Below are 16735 nucleotides of genomic sequence, written 5' to 3'. Positions count from 1 at the left end.
ATTACTTCAGTTCCTTGATTTTTATGTTTTTGAAATGTACTTCATTTCCGTGATCCTGCAGCAGGATATGGCCTTCGGGTGCTTCACCAAAATTTTCCCAGATTTTATATTTACTGATGGCGACCAGTTTTTTGTATTCCTCCGAGCCCCTGACGTATTCGAGTACTTTAACCCCGTTGAGATAATGCTCGACTTTGTTGTCGGGATACACCACAACACGGCCTTTATTCCATTCTCCGGGTCCTTTCACAGGACTTACCTTCTTATCAGCCTTAATCAGGTCGTAAAGGGAAGCCAATGTCCTGTTTCCATCAATTCCCATTTTGGCATCAGGATGGTTTTTATCATCCAGGATTTGATATTCCAAACCAATAGCCGAACCGGAAGTCTGTTCATTTAGTGTGACAAAATACTTCAAACCGCTATTCGCCCCTTCGGTAAATTTGAAATCAAAAGCTAGGTCAAAAGTGCTGTATTTGTCAACAGTTACGATGTCTCCGAAATTACTGGATTCGCCGCCATCGGCACTTTCTACTCTTAAAATTCCATCTTGGATATGCCAACCTTTTTCAGGAAATGTTTCTTTGTTGGCACTTTTCCAACCATCAGCATTCTGTCCGTTAAATAGCAATTTCCATCCTTGGGCTTTTTCCAATTCAGTCAATTCATTCAGCCTTGTATTGACTACAAAAATATCCCCGGTGAAGGGAGTAGGGGTCAGGTTTTCAGTTTTGACCCTTACATTTCTGAAATAGGTTTTATTTCCCTCATCCTCCGGCTTTTTTATACTGTGGACCTGAAGGCCAATAAAACCTTTTGCGTCCATGTCATCTACCACATAGGCAACTTCCTGTCCGTTTACCCATGTTTTAATTTCATTCCCTATGGCTTCAATTTTATAGGAATTCCATTCATTCAATTTGAAAGCTGACTTCGCACCCGGATTCAGATCCAGAGGATAAATCCAACCTCTTCTTGCTTCATCGTACAAACCACCTGACCAAGCCCTGTCGGTCGGATCAGCCTCAATCTGATAACCAAAGACCAAACCTTTGCCATCTTTTCCAGCAGGATCATATTGTCCCCTTGTCATGACCCCTGAGTTGCTTGACAAATCCTCTATTTTAAGATCAAGCTCCAAAACAAAATCACCAAATTCCTGCTCTGTGACCAAAAAAGTATTGGGCGTATTTGCTTTTGCATAACCCACTATTTCGCCGTTCTCGATTTTGTATTCTGCCTCTCCGCCTAAGATTTTCCATCCTTTAAGATCTTCACCGTTAAATAATTCGGTCCACCCATCCATTGTCTTGTTTTCCTTTTGATCACAGGAAAAAATTGTTGTTAAACATACTAGAAATAGAAATTGAATTGAGATTCTCATTATAAAATTGGGGTTTGTTTCAGATACCAAAGTCCTTAAAAACAAGGTCATTTTCAAGGTTATCAAGTTCTAAATTACGCAATCGATTTCGAGTTGGTTATTGTCAAACTTTATTTTAACAAGGTAAAAAATTATAAAAGAATAAAATTCCCGGAATTGACAAAAGGGAAATAAGGTGTTTGAGCCAATACTCCCAAGTGAAGAAATGCTCCTCCAAAATCCTGCTACATCCTTTTGGGAATTTCTTTCTTTCAGTTTGACTTGGTTTCTGTTATATTGAAATCCAATCCATAGAATTCTTGTTAACAATCCTCCCAAAATAAAACCTATGAAAACCAAATCTCTAAGTTTTTTCAATTTCATCCTGATATTTCTTTTAGGATCATATTCACCCTCATTTGCACAGCAGATCAATACCAAACCCATACTCTCTCCATGGGCCGAAAATGTGGATTCCAATGCGCCGCATCCAGAATATCCAAGGCCTCAGATGGTCAGAGGAAGTTGGAGAAATCTCAACGGCCAATGGGATTACGCTATTTTGGAAAAAGGAAATGGAGCTCCGGTAACTTTTGATGGGAAGATCACTGTTCCATTTCCTGTCGAATCTTACCTTTCGGGTGTGACCAAAGCGGTTGGCGCAGAAAAGGAATTGTGGTACGACAAGGTCATTCAGTTGTCCAATTCGGAGAGAAAAGGCAGGATCTTGCTTCACTTTGGAGCAGTGGATTGGGAATCAGAGGTTTTTGTCAATGGAAAATCCGTAGGCAAACATCAGGGAGGATACGACCCTTTTTCATTTGACATCACTGATTTTCTAGCCAAAGGTGTGGATCAAAAAATCACGGTAAGGGTTTGGGATCCTAGTGACAAAGGCCCTCAGCCTCGCGGAAAGCAAGTCAACCAACCCAGAGGGATTTGGTATACACCTGTAACAGGCATTTGGCAGACTGTGTGGTTGGAAATTGTTCCAACTACCTATATCAGCCACATCAAAACCACACCGGATTGGGACAAAGGGACTTTTCAATTTTCCATAAATGCCAATACTTCAGATCCGACTTTGACTTATAAAATTACTGCGATGGACAAAGGGGGCAAAGTCGCTGAAAGTACCGGGAGTTTTGGAAAAGAATCAATCCTTAAAATCCCAAACCCTATCAGTTGGTCGTTGGAGAATCCACACCTATATGACTTTGAAATCAGCTTGCAAAAAGGTAAAAAGGTCCTTGACAAAGTTACTTCCTATGGCGCCTTGAGAAAGGTTTCCATTGTTTATGATTCCAAAGGAATGCAGCGTTTTGCATTAAATGACCAACAGGTATTCCACTATGGTCCTTTGGATCAGGGTTGGTGGCCGGATGGATTGTATACTGCGCCTACTGACGAAGCATTGGCTTTTGATATCCTCAAGACAAAAGAATTGGGCTTCAACATGATCAGAAAGCATGTCAAGGTCGAACCGGCAAGGTGGTATTACCATTGTGACAAGATGGGGATCATGGTATGGCAGGACATGCCGAGCGGGGATATGGGAAATAGATGGGAACAAAAGTTGGGCGTAATCGGAAAAGGGACTGATCGGGAAAGGACACCGGAATCCGAAGCCATTTACAAAAAGGAATGGAAAGCCATCATTGATGCCAATTACAACTTTCCTTCCATCGTGGTTTGGGTGCCGTTCAATGAAGCTTGGGGACAGTTCAAAACCCATGAAATATCCGATTGGACCAAATCCTATGATCCCACGAGATTGGTCAACAGTGCCAGTGGGGGCAATTTTGAGTTGAAAGGTGCAAAAATCGCAGGTGATATCTTGGACGTGCACAACTATCCGGATCCGGTGATGCCTTCTGCTGACTTGTTTGGCAAGATCCAGATTCTGGTTTTAGGAGAGTTTGGCGGGTTGGGATTACCGGTAGAAGGGCATACATGGCAAGAAAAAGACAATTGGGGATACCAAAGTTTCAAGTCCAAAGAAGAACTGTTGGACAGGTATAAAATCCTGATGAAAGACCTGCAAGACCTGATTCCAATGGGCTTGGCAGCCGCAGTTTACACCCAAACTACCGATGTCGAAATAGAAACCAACGGAGTCATGACTTACGACCGGAAAGTGATCAAGATGCCTGTGGATGTTTTGAAAAAACTACATGGGGAGTTGTATAAATAATTTTATATGGTTATCCGTTTCTTTGCCTGTAACTCTATGTTATTCTTCAAGTGTGACGGAAGACGGAAGACCGATGTATCGGGCATTTCAGTTTGGAGGCAAGATTTAATGTAGATTACCGATCTACAGGCGAAAAAGTAAAACTGAGGATTCTAGGAAGGAGCTTTTTGGAGCTTGGGAATCAACAAAAAGTTCAAAAGAAATATAGAAATTGAGAATTGGACATCATGAAAAATAATCTCTTTAGGTTTTGTTTAATTTTTATATTCATAATAGTCGCAATTATATCTTGCTCTCCCGAGAAAAAATCTACCAACATCCAACTCTCTGGCAATCCGATTTTTGAAGGATGGTATGCCGATCCGGAGGCTATCATCTACGGTGATACATACTGGATTTACCCAACTTACTCTGACAAGTTTTCCAAACAGGTTTTCATGGATTGTTTTTCTTCCAAAGACCTGATCAATTGGACCAAACATGAGCGGATCATCGACACCGCGATGGTCCAATGGGCTGATTCAGCGATGTGGGCACCCGGCGTAATTGAAAATAAAGGGAAGTATTACCTTTTCTTTGCTGCCAACGATGTGCACGAAGGTCAGGTAGGAGGCATCGGTGTGGCAGTCGCCGACCAACCTCAGGGACCATTTAAGGATTTGCTTGGTAAGCCCTTGATCAATGATATCGTAAACGGTGCGCAGCCAATTGATCAGTTCATCTTCAAAGATAAAGACGGCAGTTTTTTGATGTATTATGGAGGTTGGGGCAAGTGTAATGTGGTCAGATTGAATGATGAATTTACCGGCCTGCTTCCTTTTGAAAATGGAGAATATTACAAAGAAGTGACTCCGGAAAGTTATGTCGAAGGACCATTTATGTTTGTACGCGATGACAAATATTACTTCATGTGGTCGGAAGGGGGTTGGACAGGTCCTGATTACAAAGTAGCCTATGCGATTTCAGATAGCCCTTTTGGACCGTTTGAAAGAATCGGAGTGGTGCTCGAGCAGGATCCTGAAGTAGCTACAGGGGCAGGACACCATTCGGTTTTGTTCGAACCCAAGTCCGACCAATACTATATGGTTTACCACAGGAGGCCATTGGGTGAAACAGACGGGAATCACCGGGTAACCTGCATCGACAAAATGGAATTTGACGAAAAGGGTTTTATCAAGCCAGTTAAAATCACTTTTGAAGGAGTGGCTGCCAATCCATTGTAGCACATACGGTTATGATTGAAGTAAAACATCTTTTCCATGAATTGGACATCCTGCTGATTGACTTGCTTAAAAGTCTGGAACCTTCCGATTGGGGAAAACCTACTTCAGCCAAACTTTGGAATGTGAAGGATGTAGCTGCCCATTTATTGGATACCAACCTGCGCACTTTAAGCATCCAAAGAGATAAACATGTTGGCGAAAAACCTCCCAAGATCAATGGCTATGATGACTTGGTCACTTGGCTCAACCAATTGAATGCAGATTGGATCAAAGCCACCAAGATGCTAAGTCCAAATGTTTTGATTTCACTATTGGAAAGTAGAGGGAAAGAGGTTTCTGAGTATTATGTGGGCCTTCCTGATATGGAAGAAGCGATATTTTCAGTGGCGTGGGCAGGGGAGGAGAAGAGCTTGAATTGGATGCATCTCGCAAGGGAATACACCGAAAAATGGCATCACCAACAGCAAATCAGGGATGCGGTTGGCAAAAAGGGACTTTTGGAAAAGAGATTTTTTGAACCTTTGATGGACACTTTCATGATGGCTTTGCCTTTTACGTTTGCCAAAGAAAATGCAGCAAATGGCACCGTGATAGAAGTCAGGATTTCCGGAGAGTTTACAAAATCTTGGTGGCTTGAAAAAAACCAAGATCATTGGAAGTTACTCAATCAGGGAGGAAACCCGCCGACTTCCATTGTCCAATTAGAAGATAAAATAGCTTGGAAACTTTTTTGCAAAAACCTTCGGCCGGATGAAGTTTTGGGTCAAGTTGATATTTCAGGAGATTTCACTTTGGGAAGAAAAGTCCTTGATATGGTGTCAGTCATGGCTTGACAAAACCAAACCAAGCCCGGTAACAATGACGAATTTGTCGGAGCCGTCACTATGAGTCTCAAACATTTTCAAAAAAACATTCAGAAAAGGAATGACTTTGAAACGATTTTATTTTGGCCTCGTCCACGATAGCGATCGGGATCGGCCACCGAGGTTGTGCTTGAGAAAGGGGGAGGAGGAAAAAGCGGCGCAGCCGCTTTTTCCTCCTCCCCCTCCAAACCCCGAATCTCAGGTCCCTGAGCTTGTCGAAGGGGAAAATTCCATTTCTGTTATTTGGAGTGTAGCGAAGAGTCTCAAAGAATAATGAGTTTCTTCACCTTCGCAAGCTGCGGTTCAGAATGACGCAACACCAACGTCATTCCTTTTCTGAACATTTTAAAATGTGAAGGCCTCAGGATGACGCTACACCAATCTCCATTTCAAAAAGAAAAAAGAAATGGTCGGTAAATCCTACCAACCACCTCCCAATGCTTTATACAATCTGACAGTGGAAACAAGCTGATTTTCCAAAGCCAATGATTTTTCAAATTCTGAATTGAAAAACTCCCTTTCTGCATCAAGTACCTGCAGGAATGAGGTATAGCCATTGTCATAAAGCGCCTTGGAGAGCATCAAGGATTTTTCGGTGGCCGCGACTTGGGTTTTCCTTGCTTCAAATTCATTGCTGTAAGTCCTGATTTCTGCCAAGGAATTTTCAACTTCTGCAAATGCCGTTAAAAGGGTTTTTTCATATTGAAATCCGAGTTGTACTGCTTTGGCCCTTTCAGCTTCTACCCGTCTTTTGTTTTGTCCAAACCTGAAAAAAGGACCTGCCAATTGCCCGGAGAGAACTCCAAGTCCTGCCTGACTGCCAAACAATGTTGAGATTTGGGGACTTGCCACACCCAATAATCCTGTCAAGCTGAGAGATGGAAACCTCAAAGCAACGGCAACACCTATTCGCTCTGTCTGTGCAATCAATTGCTGCTCAGCAATCTTGATATCGGGTCTTCTTTCAAGCAATTCAGAAGGCAATCCACTAGGGATTTCCAAAGGCAACTGCTGTTGGTTATTTTCTAAGCCCCTAGATATCGGAATATATGTTCTTCCCAACAAGACATTAAAGGCATTTTCGGTGAGGATGATATTTCGCTCAAGGCTGTATATCTGCGCTTTTGCAACAGCAGCTATTTGCTCTGCCTGTAGTTTATCCAATTCAGACACATTCCCCTTTTCAAAGCGGGCGGTGATAATTTCCAAATATTCCAAGCGGGTTTCATAGGCGCGTTGGGCGATTTCAAGCCTTTCATCCAAACCACGAAGTCTGAAATACAGTTCTGCCACCTGAGCGACCAAACTGATGTACAATGATTTCTTTGATTCTTCTGTTGCCATCAATTCCGCGAAGGCAGCACGGTTGGCGTGGCGGAGCTTACCCCACAGGTCGATTTCCCATGACACATTGCCCAACAATCCCACCATATTGGGTGAAAAAGTTACTCCTGCCTGTTCGGATAAATTTCTGAATTCAGTAGTCCTTCCCATCGCACTGTAATCAAGGAAAGGATAAAGGTTTGCTTTGTTGTAGCCCAAGATTGCCTTGGCCTCTTCAACCCGGTAAACAGCCGTCATCAGGTCCAGGTTAGAATCAATCGAAGTTTGTATCAGACTTTGCAACAAACTGTCCTGGTAAACCTCCCACCACTTCAGATTTGTGATAGAATCAGTTTGGGATATAGCTTGTACATAGCCAACAGGCTTTTGGGTTTCAGGTCGGGAATATCTTGGTCCTACCGCACAGCCATATGAAGCAATCAGGACAAACAGGAGAAAATATATATTCTTCATATTAATGTGCCGGTTCTGATGGTGAAATAGGTGCATCTGATTTTTTCTTTTTTGCTCCGATGCTTTCAATGAGTACATATAATCCCGGAACCACAATGACTCCGATTATGGTAGCGATCAAGGTCCCACTGAATACCGCCATTCCCATGACTTTTCGGGCTTCCGAGCCTGCGCCAGAGGCAGTCAATAAAGGAACTACCCCTAGCATAAAAGCAAGGGATGTCATGATGATCGGTCGCAGCCTGAGTTTTGCAGCTTTAAGTGCAGCTTCCAACAGTGGCGTTCCACCTTCATATTCCATCTTCGCAAATTCCACAATCAGGATGGCGTTTTTGGCAGTGAGACCGATGAGCATTACCAATCCGATTTGGGCAAATACATTGTTGACATAGCTTGAGCTCCAAAAACCTCCCAACCACAAACCGAGATAGGCCCCAAGGATAGCCGCAGGAACACCAAGCAATACGCTGAAAGGCAATTTCCAACTTTCATATTGCGCAGCGAGAATCAGAAAAACAAAGACCAAAGCCATCAAGAACATGGTACTTCCGGTGCCTTCAGCGGCTTTTTCCTGATAGGACATGTTGCTCCATGCGATGCTGAGTTCTTTTGGTAGCCCGGCAGCCACTTCTTCCAAAGCCTTGATGGCTTGCGAAGAGCTGAATCCGGCCTTCGGCGCTCCTGAGATTTCAGCCGAACGGTACATGTTAAACCTGTTTGTAGTGGCTGGTCCTGAAATATCTTCCACAGTGGTGACCGTACCCAAGGGAATAATTTCGCCTTTCTTACTCCTTACATAATATTTGGACAAATCGGAGGGGTCGAGACGATCTTCCCCTTCAGCTTGTACAAAGACCTTGTATTGCCTGCCAAATCTGTTGAAATCATTCAGGTACGCACTTCCCAAGTATGTAGAAATGGTACTGGTAATTTCGGATAGGTCAATGCCAAGTTTTTCTGCTTTGTCATAATCTATCCTGATTTTCTTTTGAGGAACATTGGACCGGAAGAGGGTGAAAATATTGCCTATTTCAGGTCTCTTCTTGGCCTCTGCAATAAACAGCTGCGCCTGTTCATCCAAATACTGTGGTGTGTTCCCGGATCTGTCCTGAAGCTGTAGGGTAAATCCGGCAGAGGTTCCAAGACCTTCGATCGGAGGCGGTCCAAAAGCAATGGCCGATGCCTCTGACACCAAATTTCGGAAGGCAAAATTGGTTGCAGCTACCAATTCCTTTGATGTTCGCTTACGCTCATCCCAAGGTTTCAATGAAATAAACACAAAAGCATTGTTGGTAGAATAAGAACCTGAGATCAAACTGTACCCCAATACCATGGTGGAATATTCGATTTCTTCAAATCCGGAAAGAATATTTTCAACTTTTTTAGCCACTTGGTCAGTTCTTTCTATAGAAGAAGCATCCGGCAATTGGATATTGACCAAATAGTAACCCTCGTCTTCTTCCGGTAAAAATCCTCCAGGAATTCCTTTGCCCAACAAAACAACAAAGACCATGACAACCCCGATGATCATCGCCGAGCGGATTGATTTTCTGGCCACAATCCCGGCAACACCTGTATATCCCAAAGTGAATTTGTCAAATACCCGATTAAAACCATTGAAGAACCTTTGCAACCCACTATTCGACTCTTTCTTTGGCTTTAAAAGTAGGGCACAAAGCGCCGGGCTAAGTGTCAAGGCATTGAATGCAGAAAACAAAACTGAAATGGCAATGGTGATGGCGAATTGCTGATACAAACGACCTGTGATTCCTCCTGCAAAAGCTACAGGCACAAATACAGCTGCAAGAATCAGGGCTATGGCAACCACCGGACCGCCTACTTCTTTCATGGCTTTTTGGGTGGCTTCTTTTGGTTTCATGCCATGTTCGATGTTGTGCATGACCGCCTCCACGACCACAATCGCATCATCCACCACAAGTCCAATGGCCAAAACCAAACCGAGCAAAGACAAAACATTGACCGAAAATCCTAAAAGAGGGAAAATGATAAAGGTGCCCAACAAAGAAACCGGCACTGTCAGTAAGGGAATCAAAGTGGCCCTCCAATCCTGAAGGAATAAGAACACCACCAAAATCACCAAAAATACCGCTTCAAAGAGTGTATGGATAATTTCTTCTATACCGACAGAAATTGCCCGGGTAGTATTCAATGATACTTCATATTGGAGGTCTTCAGGAAAATAGTTAACCAAATCATTCATGGTGTTTTTCACATCCTCGGACACCTCAAGGGCATTGGAACCGGGGATTTGAAATACGACTATTGTTGAGGCAGAATTTGCATTCAGCCTACTTGAAGAACTGTAATTGTCCATTCCCAATTCAATTCTGCTGATGTCTTTCAACCTGACTATAGATCCTTTTTCATCAGATTTGACGATGATATTGCCGAATTCCTCCTCTGTCACCAATCTTTCCTGCAGCGCAACCGTGTAGGTGTAATCGACACCCGGCGGGGTAGGGGCTGCTCCGAATTTTCCGCCGGGAGATATGGCGTTTTGCTTTCTGACAGCATTGGAAACATCATTTACCGTGAGATCGAGTTTGGTGAGTTGATCGGGATTCAACCATATCCTCATCGAATAATCAGCCCCACCAAATAGGAAAACGTCTCCAACGCCTTTGAGTCGCTTCAGTTGGTCGACGATATTGATATTCGCATAGTTATTCAGGAAAAGTCCGTCATAAGTTTTGTTGGGAGAAGTAAGAGAAACGAGCATCAAAGGAAAAACCAATGATTTCTTGGTCGTAACCCCAAAATTCTTGACTTCTGTCGGCATTTTTGCCGTGGCTTGGGATACCCTGTTTTGGGTCAGCATGTTGGCATTGTCCAAATCAGTGCCCACCTCAAAAGAAACCTGAAGAATCATTGTTCCATCTGCCGCATTGATGGATTTCATATAAAGCATGTTTTCTACCCCATTTACTTGCTGTTCGATAGGGGTGGCAACTGCCTGTTCTACGTTGACGGCATTGGCACCGGTATAATTGGTGGTGACCTGAACCATCGGCGGGGTGATTTCAGGATATTTGGAAACAGGTATTCCACGGAGGGTAATCAATCCCATGATGATCATCAGGATCGAAATTACCATTGCAACTATTGGCCTTCGGATGAAAAATTCACTCATAAAAACTGGTCTCAGTTTAAGGTTTTGATTTTATTGATTGGGAGAGTTCTCCGGCCATTTTTGTTCGACTACCTCTATTTTGGCATCCGGTGTCAAACTTGCAGATCCAACGATGGCTATCCTATCACCTGCATTTATACCTTTGGTAATGATCCATCCATCCTCGTATTTTGGACCTGTTACGACAGGAATCGCTTTTATGGAACTCGAATCTGTGACAATAATTACCCTGGAAATATGCTGTAACTGCATCACTGCACGTTGCGGGATCAGAATGGCATTGGGGAATGTTTTGATTAAAACCCTTGATTTTACAAAAAGCCCCGGTCTCAATATTCCTCTTGGGTTAGGGAATCTTGCCTCAATGGTCAGCGTACCTGTTTTTGGGTCTACCTCCCGGTCAGCAAAATCAACTTCGCCGGTCTCAGGATAAAGTGAACCGTCCGCCATGATGAGTTGAATGTTTTTCTTGGCCGTCTCCAATTCTTCAGTAGTCATTTGTGTCAACCTGAGGTATTCCCTTTCGCTGATCTGAAATCTTACCCGTACTGCACCGATACTGGATATGGTCGTCAATACGGAAGTGGTACCTGACCTGGTGACGTAATCGCCTACTCTAAAATTGGAGATTCCCACCAATCCATCAAATGGGGCATATACCCTCGTATAGCCATATTCTACTTTGGCATTTTCAAGCGAAGCTTCAGCAGCCCTAACCTGGGCTTGTGATGCTTCGTATTTTGCCTTGGCATTGTCAAGGTCCTGCTTGCTCAAGGCATTCATATCAGCCAATGGTTTGACCCGGCTAAGTTCACCTTGCGCACGCACCATTTCTGTTTGTGTGGCGGTCAATTGACTTCTGACTTGGTCGACCCTGTTTTTATATTGGATATCATCGATGATATAAAGCAAATCGCCCTTTTTCACAAAGGAACCTTCCTTGAAATTGACAGAAGTGACCCAACCTTCCACCCTCGCCCTGATGTCAACGTCAGATTCTCCAAATACCTGAGCCACAAACTCTTCATAAATCGGAACATCCTTTTGAATGGCTTTTACGACATTTACTTTTACAGGAGGAAGGATGATCTCCTCTTTTTTTGTACAACCCATGACCAAGCCGATTGTCACAAAAAACAATGTTGGCTTATACAGGGATCTGATATTGTTTGGATAAAATCTCATAATCTTGAAGGAATGAAAGTCGGGGACCTGAAGTTTTTAGAAGTTTATTAGAGGAAATAGAACATTATGTTTTTTTTCGATATAACCCAATTGGATGAATATTTCCTAATTTTTTGATTGCTGAATGTTTATTGATAAGGATGAGTTTTCTTGGAATTAAAATTTGAATAAGTAGAGAAAATCTCTCGGGGTGCTAGTTGGTTTCCGGAATTATGGGAGGTAAAACCGGAAAATCATGATTGCTGTTGTTATCAAAATACACATTAAGAATTCCAAAATTGCAATAAGAAGGAAATATCATCGTTTGCACAGCAATTATTTGGGTTCGAAAATAGAAATAAAAACCAAACATGACAATAATCATGTTTATGGTCTATAAAAAATATATGACATTCTAATTTATCCTTACAAAATTTGGCATCCCAATCAAATTTCGAAACGGAGGCAAACTTCAACAGAGGGAAAAATGGAAAAAATACAGCATTTGGTTTTTTACTCCTTACTTTTTCTTGCTGTTTCTTCCTGCAATGAAACAAAGCCCTTGGAGGAAAAATCCATCACCTCTTACCAGAAAGAAAAAGATTATATCAAGGCTATTCCGGGTGAAGACCAAGAACTTGATATTGCACTTGTAAAAAAAGGAGAAGTGTTGGTGGCGTATTCGGATTGCTACGACTGCCATAAGGAGGATAACCGTGCCAAAGGACCGGCTTTCAGGGATATTGCCAAGAGATATCCTGCCAATCAAATTTATGTTGAACATTTAGGCCGACAGGTGATCCGCGGAAGCAGAGGTTCTTGGGGATATCCTGTCATGAGTCCCCATCCCCAAGTTAAGAAAGAGGATGCGGAAGCCATGGTGACTTTCATCCTCTCTCTCAGAAGTCAATGATTTTAATTTATTTTACCGCAAAGGACGGGAAGGTTTCGCAATGGTCGCGAAGGTGGGATTGATTGATTTACCACAGAGGGCACGGGAGCACAGAGAATAGCGGGTTTCATTTTCTCCCGCAGATATCGCATATTGACGCAGAAGGTTCCCATTATCCTGCTTCTCCAGAAGCAGGTAATAATTATTTTACCATAGAGCTCCAAGAGGGCACAGAGAAATGCAGGTATATTTTTTTACCACAGATTTCGCAGATTGACGCAGATGTCTCCCGTTATCCTGCTTCTCCAGAAGCAGGTAATAATTATTTTACCACAGAGCTCCCATAGGGCACAGAGAATTGGAGGTTTATTTTTTTACCACAGATAGCACAGATTGACACAGATGACTCTACGCCAATGTTTGAGTCTCCACAAAAATTCGTATCCTCTACCTGCCAATGTTTGTGTCTCCACAAACATTCTTTTCCTCCGCGGCTCCGCGTGAGTTGATATTTTTTACCGCAAAGGACGGGAAGGTTTCGCAATGGTCGCCAAGGGTTTAGGAGCTATAGCCACATAGTGGCGAACATAGAAGCCATGGGTAAGGTGCGAAATCTATCCTTATACTACCAAGATCCCGATGCACCGCAGCCCATGGTTAATAGGAATGCCGTTATTTTTTTTTCGGTCACGGATTTAGTAAAGTAGGGTATGATAAGTCATACAGAATTACAGTTTTTAAAAATGAAATTTGAAGCTAGAATTAATAAGGGTGAGTTTTGATTAATCCACGATAATTTAAGATCCTTCACTCGTCCCTCGTTCAGGATGATGGTGAAACCTTTTACTTTTTACCTTTCACCTCATTTTTAACTCTGAACCGAATCAAACCCTGATCAAAAAAAAAGGATGTAAGGCTAAATTCCCTACATCCCGTTTTGTAAATCAATATTCAAATTTGACCTCTGCTTTAAACCAAGAAATCAGGGTTTTTATATTTTGGTTTGGGGTATTTGTAGAATCCCTCTCCTGATTTTTCTCCGAGTTTTCCTGCGTCGACGTATGTTTTCAGCAGCGCGGCAAAAGCTTGGGAGGCTTTGTCGGGCTGGTTTTTGGTGACATGCCATGCCGTTTCCAATCCGATGGTATCCAAGATTCCAAAGGGGCCTTTGGGCATGTTGAAGTTGACCATCCAAGACTTGTCAATGTCCTCAATCGAGGCGATGTCGTTTACCAAAAGCTTTCCTGCTGCGCCAATAAATGACATCAGCATGGTATTGAAAATATAGCCGTTGTTTTCCTTTTTGACCAAAACGGGAACCTGTTCCAAGGACCTGCCAAAGTCCATCAGCAGGGGAATAAGTGCTGAGTCTGTGCCCGGATGCGGCATGATGTCGACCACTTTTGCGGTAAACACATCATGGAAATGAAGGGCACAAAACCTGGAAGGACGGCCTGAAACTTCCGCAAACATGGAAGGCAACAGGTAGGAGGTGTTGGTGGTAAAAATGGTTTTTTCAGGAGCGATTTCTCCAAAAAGTTTCCACACTTCCGTCTTGACACTCACTTCCTCCAACACACTCTCATTGATAATATCTGCCTCATGGACAGCGACTTTTGGATCTTTGGTGAAAGTGATTTTTTCGATGGCCATCAAACCGGATTCGGATTCCAAGCCACTTGCTTTGGCAAGCTTGGTGACTATCGTTTCCATCACTTCTTTTGCGCTTTTCAGGGATTTGAGATTGATGTCATAAAGGGAAACCTCATATCCAGACAAGGCAGCCTGAAGGGCAACACGGGTTCCCAATGTACCTGCACCTAGAACACAAACTTTTTTGATTTTCATAGTTTAAATTTTATTGGTTTGGATACTGTTCATCGCTTTTTTTCCACAGGCATCTACTACATGGATCAATGCAGAAAACCTTGGATCTTGGGCAAAGCCCATTGTAAATCTTTTATAAATCTGCTGGGCAATCACAGCTACTTTGAATAAACCATAGGTATAATAAAAAATCATATTTTCCAAATTGAGGGGGCTTTTGGAGGCATAATAGTCAATGGCTTCAGCCCTGGTAAAATTGCCTTCCATGTAGCTCAGGTTAAACATTTTGAGGATATCCGAGTCTCCTGCTTCTGCCCAATAAGCCAAAGAGGTGCCAAAATCCATCAATGGATCTCCGACCGTCGCCATTTCCCAATCCAAAACAGCTTGAATGGTAGGGTCCTGCGGACCGGCTAAGACGAGGTTGTCAAACTTGTAATCATTATGGATAAATCCGATGTTCTCGTTTTTGGGAAGGTTTGATTTGAGCCATTCACTGACTGCTTCCAATTCTTTCAGTTCGTCCGTTTTGGCATTGAAATACCTTTCTGACCAACCCAAAACCTGCCTTTCCACATAGCCTTCCGGTTTTCCCAATTGGGACAAACCCGATTTTTCAAGCTCCAGGTGATGGAGTTCCAATAATCCATCTATCGTGTTTTTGGACAGTTTTTGGAAATAGTCCTTTCCGAGCGTCATACCCTCGGGGATTTTATTCCTGAGGATCAGGCCCTCTACTTTTTCCATGATGAAAAAAGGTGCCCCGATGACCGTTTCGTCCTCACAGCATAAAATGGGTTTGGGGATTTTGTCATATCCTGCTTTCTCTAGCGCCTCCAAAATCCGGAATTCCCGGACCATGTCATGGGCTTTGCTGATTTTCATACCCAATGGCGGCCTTCTCAGGACATATTGCCCATCAGGGGAATGGATCAAAAAAGTAAGGTTGGAATACCCTCCCTTGAATTGGGAGATCACCGTACTTTGAGGATCGAGATTAAGTTTTGCTTCCAAAAAAGGAAAGAGGTTTTCGAGACCTTGAGGTTCCTTGTTCATTCTTGGGAATAGTTTTTTAGGATTCTTTTGGCCAAAACTGATTTATGTACCTCATCCGGCCCGTCGTAAATCCTTGCCCCGCGCTCATGTCGGTACCAAAATGAAAGCAAAGTGTCATCGGTTATTCCCAAAGCGCCATGTACCTGAATGGCTTTGTCCAAGGTAGTCATCAGGACATCCGAGACAAAGAACTTGATCGTAGAAATGTCCTCTTTGGCGGCTTTCGCTCCTTCCTGCTCGATCTTGTGCGCAGTCATCATCACCATCAGTCGGGAAGCTTTGATACCGGCAGCGGCTTCGGCAATCCAATTTTGGATGGTTTGTTGGTTGGCTAGAGGTTTGCCGGGATCCAATTGTCTGGACAAGGCACGCCTGCACATCATTTCTAAAGCCCGCTCACAGATTCCAATCCAACGCATGCAATGATGGATTCTGCCCGGTCCCAACCTTTCCTGAGCTAAGGCAAATCCTTGTCCTTCTTCCCCAATCAGGTTGGAAATCGGAACCCTGCAATCGGTAAACATCACTTCTCCATGAGATAGGTAGTCTTCGCCGACATCACCCATGATGGGGATATTTCGGAGCAATTTGTAGCCGGGATTTTCCAAAGGAACCAATATCATGCTTGCCCTCAGGTAAGGATTGGGGTTAGTCGGATCTGTCAAAGCCATGACGATGGTAAAATCCGCCCCATCCGCAGCCGTGGTAAACCACTTGTGGCCGTTGATGACATATTGATCACCTTCTCTGACTGCAGTGGTCGAAAGGTGAACAGGATTGCTGCCGGGATTATTGGGTTCGGTCATGGCGAAGCAACTCCGGATTTCACCCCTTTGAAGCGGCGCAAGGAATTTATCCTTGAGCTCTTTGCTCGCAAAGCGGTGCATCAGTTCCATATTCCCGATATCGGGTGCGTTGCAATTGAATATGTAATGTCCAAGTGGGCTTTTTCCCAACACCTCAGAAATACTCGCAAATTCCGTCAGGTCCAAGCCCAAACCTCCGTCTTCCTTGGAAAGGTGGGGGGCGAAGAGCCCTTCCTTTTTTGCCAGTTCCCTCAAGGATTTCAACTTCGGCAAAACTGCCTTGAAAGAACCATAAACAGCATCCTGTTCCAAAGGATGGACATGGGTTTTGATAAAAATCTCGTACCGAGATACCAACTCCTGCACCTCTTTCGAGGCAAATATTTTATTGAATTCCAT

The 16735-nt window shown here is 43.3% G+C and carries 11 protein-coding genes; 4 read left to right on the top strand and 7 right to left on the bottom strand.

Annotated features, from left to right (window positions below; translation table 11 throughout):
- Position 1: 1 nt before the first annotated feature.
- Positions 2 to 1306, bottom strand: coding sequence for a 3-keto-disaccharide hydrolase (locus MMU05_RS06320; RefSeq protein ID WP_241140831.1), 1305 nt, complete (start codon positions 1304 to 1306; stop codon positions 2 to 4).
- 406 nt (positions 1307 to 1712) lie between these two features.
- On the opposite strand from MMU05_RS06320, the gene MMU05_RS06315 reads away from it, so the two are divergent.
- The 3 genes from MMU05_RS06315 to MMU05_RS06305 all read left to right on the top strand — a co-directional run bounded on the left by MMU05_RS06315 (position 1713) and on the right by MMU05_RS06305 (position 5613).
- On the top strand, positions 1713 to 3557 hold the full coding sequence (locus MMU05_RS06315; RefSeq protein WP_241140830.1) for a glycoside hydrolase family 2 protein: 1845 nt from the start codon (positions 1713 to 1715) through the stop codon (positions 3555 to 3557).
- A gap of 227 nt (positions 3558 to 3784) precedes the next feature.
- Entirely contained in the window at positions 3785 to 4780 is a 996-nt protein-coding gene (locus MMU05_RS06310; protein ID WP_241140829.1) for a glycoside hydrolase family 43 protein, read from the top strand.
- An 11-nt stretch (positions 4781 to 4791) separates the two neighbouring features.
- A complete protein-coding gene (locus MMU05_RS06305) occupies positions 4792 to 5613 on the top strand; it encodes a maleylpyruvate isomerase N-terminal domain-containing protein (RefSeq protein ID WP_241140828.1) in 822 nt (273 codons plus the stop codon).
- A gap of 450 nt (positions 5614 to 6063) precedes the next feature.
- On the opposite strand, the gene MMU05_RS06300 is transcribed toward MMU05_RS06305, so the two are convergent.
- From MMU05_RS06300 to MMU05_RS06290, 3 genes are read right to left on the bottom strand one after another with little or no spacing between them, the layout of a single operon-like run.
- A complete protein-coding gene (locus MMU05_RS06300; RefSeq protein ID WP_241140827.1) occupies positions 6064 to 7440 on the bottom strand; it encodes an efflux transporter outer membrane subunit in 1377 nt (458 codons plus the stop codon).
- Between the two features lies 1 nt (position 7441).
- Complete coding sequence (locus MMU05_RS06295; RefSeq protein WP_241140826.1) at positions 7442 to 10591, bottom strand: efflux RND transporter permease subunit; 3150 nt, start codon at positions 10589 to 10591, stop codon at positions 7442 to 7444.
- Positions 10592 to 10621: 30 nt separating this feature from the next.
- On the bottom strand, positions 10622 to 11776 hold the full coding sequence (locus tag MMU05_RS06290; protein ID WP_241140825.1) for an efflux RND transporter periplasmic adaptor subunit: 1155 nt from the start codon (positions 11774 to 11776) through the stop codon (positions 10622 to 10624).
- Positions 11777 to 12242: 466 nt separating this feature from the next.
- Between MMU05_RS06290 and MMU05_RS06285 the strand changes: the two genes are divergently transcribed.
- A complete protein-coding gene (locus tag MMU05_RS06285) occupies positions 12243 to 12668 on the top strand; it encodes a c-type cytochrome (RefSeq protein WP_241140824.1) in 426 nt (141 codons plus the stop codon).
- Positions 12669 to 13616: 948 nt separating this feature from the next.
- Here MMU05_RS06285 and MMU05_RS06280 read toward each other — a convergent pair.
- The 3 genes from MMU05_RS06280 to MMU05_RS06270 are packed head-to-tail and all read right to left on the bottom strand — an operon-like array spanning position 13617 to position 16735.
- The gene (locus MMU05_RS06280) at positions 13617 to 14495 is read right to left on the bottom strand and encodes a 3-hydroxyacyl-CoA dehydrogenase (protein WP_241140823.1); all 879 of its coding nucleotides are present in this window, start codon (positions 14493 to 14495) and stop codon (positions 13617 to 13619) included.
- A 3-nt stretch (positions 14496 to 14498) separates the two neighbouring features.
- Positions 14499 to 15530 carry a phosphotransferase family protein gene (locus tag MMU05_RS06275; protein WP_241140822.1) on the bottom strand — a complete coding sequence of 344 codons (1032 nt, stop codon included), beginning with the start codon at positions 15528 to 15530 and terminating at the stop codon, positions 14499 to 14501.
- The gene (locus MMU05_RS06270; RefSeq protein ID WP_241140821.1) at positions 15527 to 16735 is read right to left on the bottom strand and encodes an acyl-CoA dehydrogenase family protein; all 1209 of its coding nucleotides are present in this window, start codon (positions 16733 to 16735) and stop codon (positions 15527 to 15529) included. The genes MMU05_RS06275 and MMU05_RS06270 overlap by 4 nt, the downstream gene beginning before the upstream one ends.

This window comes from Cognataquiflexum rubidum, assembly GCF_022538115.1.
Taxonomy (GTDB): domain Bacteria; phylum Bacteroidota; class Bacteroidia; order Cytophagales; family Cyclobacteriaceae; genus Cognataquiflexum; species Cognataquiflexum rubidum.
The sequence above is the reverse complement of the archived record's forward strand: the minus strand, read 5'-3'. Positions and strand labels throughout refer to the sequence as shown.